3 protein-coding genes are annotated in these 3,752 nt (G+C 44.7%); all 3 read left to right on the top strand.

Annotation, left to right across the window (positions count from 1 at the left end):
• The first annotated feature begins 451 nt into the window (after nucleotides 1-451).
• Nucleotides 452-1,897 (top strand): sensor histidine kinase, encoded by a 1,446-nt coding sequence (locus AC1DWB_RS32085; protein ID WP_477545157.1) that lies wholly within the window; start codon nucleotides 452-454, stop codon nucleotides 1,895-1,897.
• Nucleotides 1,894-2,544: a response regulator transcription factor gene (locus AC1DWB_RS32080; RefSeq protein ID WP_477545156.1), complete on the top strand. Its 651-nt coding sequence runs from the start codon at nucleotides 1,894-1,896 to the stop codon at nucleotides 2,542-2,544. The genes AC1DWB_RS32085 and AC1DWB_RS32080 overlap by 4 nt, the downstream gene beginning before the upstream one ends.
• Nucleotides 2,545-3,153: 609 nt before the next feature.
• Nucleotides 3,154-3,752: response regulator (locus AC1DWB_RS32075; RefSeq protein WP_477545155.1), on the top strand; the 599-nt coding region annotated here is incomplete at its 3' end.

The following is a 3,752-nucleotide window of genomic DNA, read 5'->3' as shown; positions in this document are numbered from 1 at the left end:
TATAAGAGGAGATACTCTAGGTAAACAACTAATTGGAATTTTCGTGATGACGTTGCCTGTTATTTTCCTACATTTCCTTGTAATCTTTTTCAAGGAAAAAGGTAATATACACTTACCAGTTAAGATTATTAAATTTTTATACTCTGTGATCACATTCTTTTTTTTGGCAACGTTACTGTACTACACAGATTTCCCTTTTAATTATCAAATGAACTTTTTTCTATCTACTACTATAATTTTGTCTTTCATATGCGGATTGATTCTAAATTTCTTGCTTTTATTTATTTTGTTTTTAAGATACCGGGAAGAAAAGTCTTTTGCGTCAATTATTATTAGAACGATTTGGATATCTTTAATAATATCGTTTGCACCGCTTGTGTGTTTTTCTTTTATTCCAATTGTTCTCTTCCGAGTATCATGGATCGACCCATTTTATTCTGGATGGTTTGTTTTGTTTTTCCCGCTTTCATTCGCCTACTTGATCATGACTAAGCAGCTGTACGATATCGATATCATAATCCGAAGAATTTTGTTCACTATAACAATTGCGTTCATTCCTAGTGCTGTCATGGTGGCAATAACGAAGATGCTAGCTCCGGGCGAACTAACACCAATAAAGATGACGATCGAGTTCATTCTGTTCCTCCTAATATTCTCATACATCCTATACTCATTGGAGTACTTCACCGTCAAGCTGGAGCCGACGATGTTCCCACGCAAGCATCAATTACAGAAGGCGCTTAGGAAGATTGCGGGCGACTTGGGGTCCATCTCAAGCCTTATGCAGTTGAGAGATATCTTCCTTGTGGATATTGTGAATTCCCTTCAAGTATTTGGCGGTGCGATTGTATTCAAATATAAGAATTCCGTAGAGATCATAAGTGAAGGGAGCATAGATGAGAGGGAAGTAAGGCGGACTATACAAGCAAAAGAAGACGATGAGGGTGAGGGAGATAGCGAACGAGAAGGAAATGAAGACGGAGTAGGTGAGAGTAACTCTTATTCGATCTTCGAGATTACTCGACATGAAGAGTTTACTGGTTACTTGATTATGACGCAGAAGAAGACAAACACGCGGCTTGGTATGGAAGAGACGCAATGGTTGAACCTGATCGTAACTTACTTATCCGTATGTCTGGAAAATATCCACCTGGTGCGTAAGTTGACCCAACAATTACAGCAGTGGGCGGCGCAAATCCCGGATGAGCACACGGCTAGCGACTTCGTATGGTTCCGCAAACTGATGTTTGAGCTGCAGGAGAAGGAGCGTGTGCGGATCGCTACGGACCTTCATGACACAACTATGCAGGATTTGTTCTTCCTGAAAGACCGTTTCCAGACTTTGCTAGAGAAGTATTCGTTCACAGAAGGAGACTTAGCGCACATTCATGGCTTGATTGATTATATCGATATTATCAACTCGAACCTGAGGCAGAGTTGCTTCGAACTACATCCGTATTTGCTGAAGGAGATCGGCCTGGTCCCGACGATAGAGAAGCTGGTTCGCTTCGAGAAAGTGGTCAGTCCGTTTAACATCCAATTCTATCCGATCCAGGGGGCGCAGATCGAGAGTGCGGATTTGGAAACGAAAAGGCACCTGTTCCGTATTGTTCAAGAGCTGATAAATAATGCCAAGAAGCATTCTCAGGCGACGCAAATCCGCATTCTGCTTCGGGCGACGCCAACTCACATTTATTTTGAGTACGAAGATGACGGGGTGGGGTATGAGGAAGGTCAGTCACCACCCGAGCTGGAGATCGGATCGTCAGGAATTGGGATCGCACAGATGAAGAACCGCGTTCTATTCTTGAATGGCATCTACGAATTGGTAACGAGTCGAGGTAATGGCTACAAATTCAAGGCGACTTTTCCATGGAAAGAAGGTCAATCGGCATGAGCAAAGACATCAGAGTTCTCGTTGTTGATGATCATCCCTTGATGGCTGAAGCAACCAAGCAAGTGCTGGAACAAATCGAGGGTGTCCAAGTTATCGATATTGCGTATAATGGCAAAAGCTGCCTCGAATCCGTAGACGCCCACCAACCGGATATGGTCTTCTTGGACTATCAGCTTCCAGATCTGGTAGGCACCGACATTGCGAAGCAGATCAAGTTCAAATTCCCGGACATTCACATTGTTATATTCACCGGTGTCGATGTCTCGGACATGATTAATAATTTCCTGGAGCTGCAGGTTAGCGCGATTATCTCCAAAGGTACGACCCGCGCTGCCATCAAGAATATGATTGGTTGCATTCTGGAGAATCACATCGTCATCCCGAGAGGGGCGCTACATAAGATCAAGCTGACGACGACCGACGTGTATCACGATCCCTTACTGAACGAGGATGAGGTCACGATCATGTCGATGATTATTAAAGGGGCCACGCTGGAACAAATCGGTGATCGCATTCATACGAGCAAACGATCGGTTGATAATTACCAGCGCCGCATCTATGAGAAGCTCGGTGTGGAGACAAGAGCCGAAGCGATTGAGAAATTCATCAAGAGCCATTACTACGCGGAGTCAGGCCGAGGGAAGTAGGTCTAAGCAGCCAACACAAAAACCGTCCGGAACCGGACGGTTTTTGTGTGCTTTTGGCAGCATAGCGACTCTTTGCGATGTCCAGGATTAGGGTGCTATAAGAGGATGACGATTAACTGTGGACATGGAGGAGTGGAGAGTGAAAAAGAGGACCTGGCGAGTTTTGGCTTGAACCTCCCACCGCTGAATCCTTTATACTATCAAGGGAGGTTCAAACAAGATGTTTGAAATTCGGGGCCCCCACAAAGTACTCGGAAATACTACAGAGCTTAGCTTCACTTTGTGGGGATGACTAAGGGTCCTTTTTCACTTGGAACGGCTGTCTTAGCATCTATCCACAGTTATTCGATAGCCTGTATAATGGGGTTAGCTAGCCGGAAACCGAACAGGGAATCTAACGATTGTATTAGAATCCCTATCGATACTGTCAGTTTCAGAGAATCACCTATCTATAATAAAGGATAAATAGTAAAGGGACTACACATCAACTCAATGTAAGCGTTAACATTGCTAGAATAAGAGCGCCCGGCAACAGGGGGAAATCCTTCTACCACATGGGGCGCTTTTGCCGTTCTTTCATACAGTAGCCAGAGGCGAGGGAGGCATGACATGTTCAAAGTTATGGTAGTCGATGACGAGGAGCATATGCGTGAAAGGTTGGCTGTCTCCTTCCCATGGAAGGAACTAGGCTTTAGTCTGATCGACTTTGCAAAAGATGGCGCGGAAGCATGGGAGAAGATAAAGAGCAACCCTCCCGATGTTGCAGTGGTCGACATCATGATGCCGGTTATGAATGGACTGGAGCTGACCAGACGGATTCATGAACAGTATCCGCATATGAAGACGATTCTATTAAGTGCCTATGATGATTTTAAATTTGCGCAAGATGCGATTCGCTACGGGGTAAAAGGGTATTTATTGAAGCCTGTTATGCGGGAAGAGTTTCGAAATGTACTCAGCGGCATATCTGAGGAGCTTCGAAAGGACAGATCTATTCGGGAAATCGAGGATCATGCGGAGCCCTTGCTGATTCGGTTGCTGAAGGGGATCGGATTGGAACAAGCGAAGACGGATGAGCAATTGGCGTATTTCGGGTTGGAAGGGTTAGCTTATTACAATCGAGTGATTGCTTGGTCAAGTGATCAATTGTTCCATACAGAAGCCAGGCCACTTCTGCAACAGGCTGTCCTGCAAAGAGCGAAGCAATA

The organism is Paenibacillus sp. P4_E11, from assembly GCF_056401635.1.
Note: the sequence above shows the minus strand (reverse complement) of the source record. Positions and strands in the feature narration are given on the sequence as shown.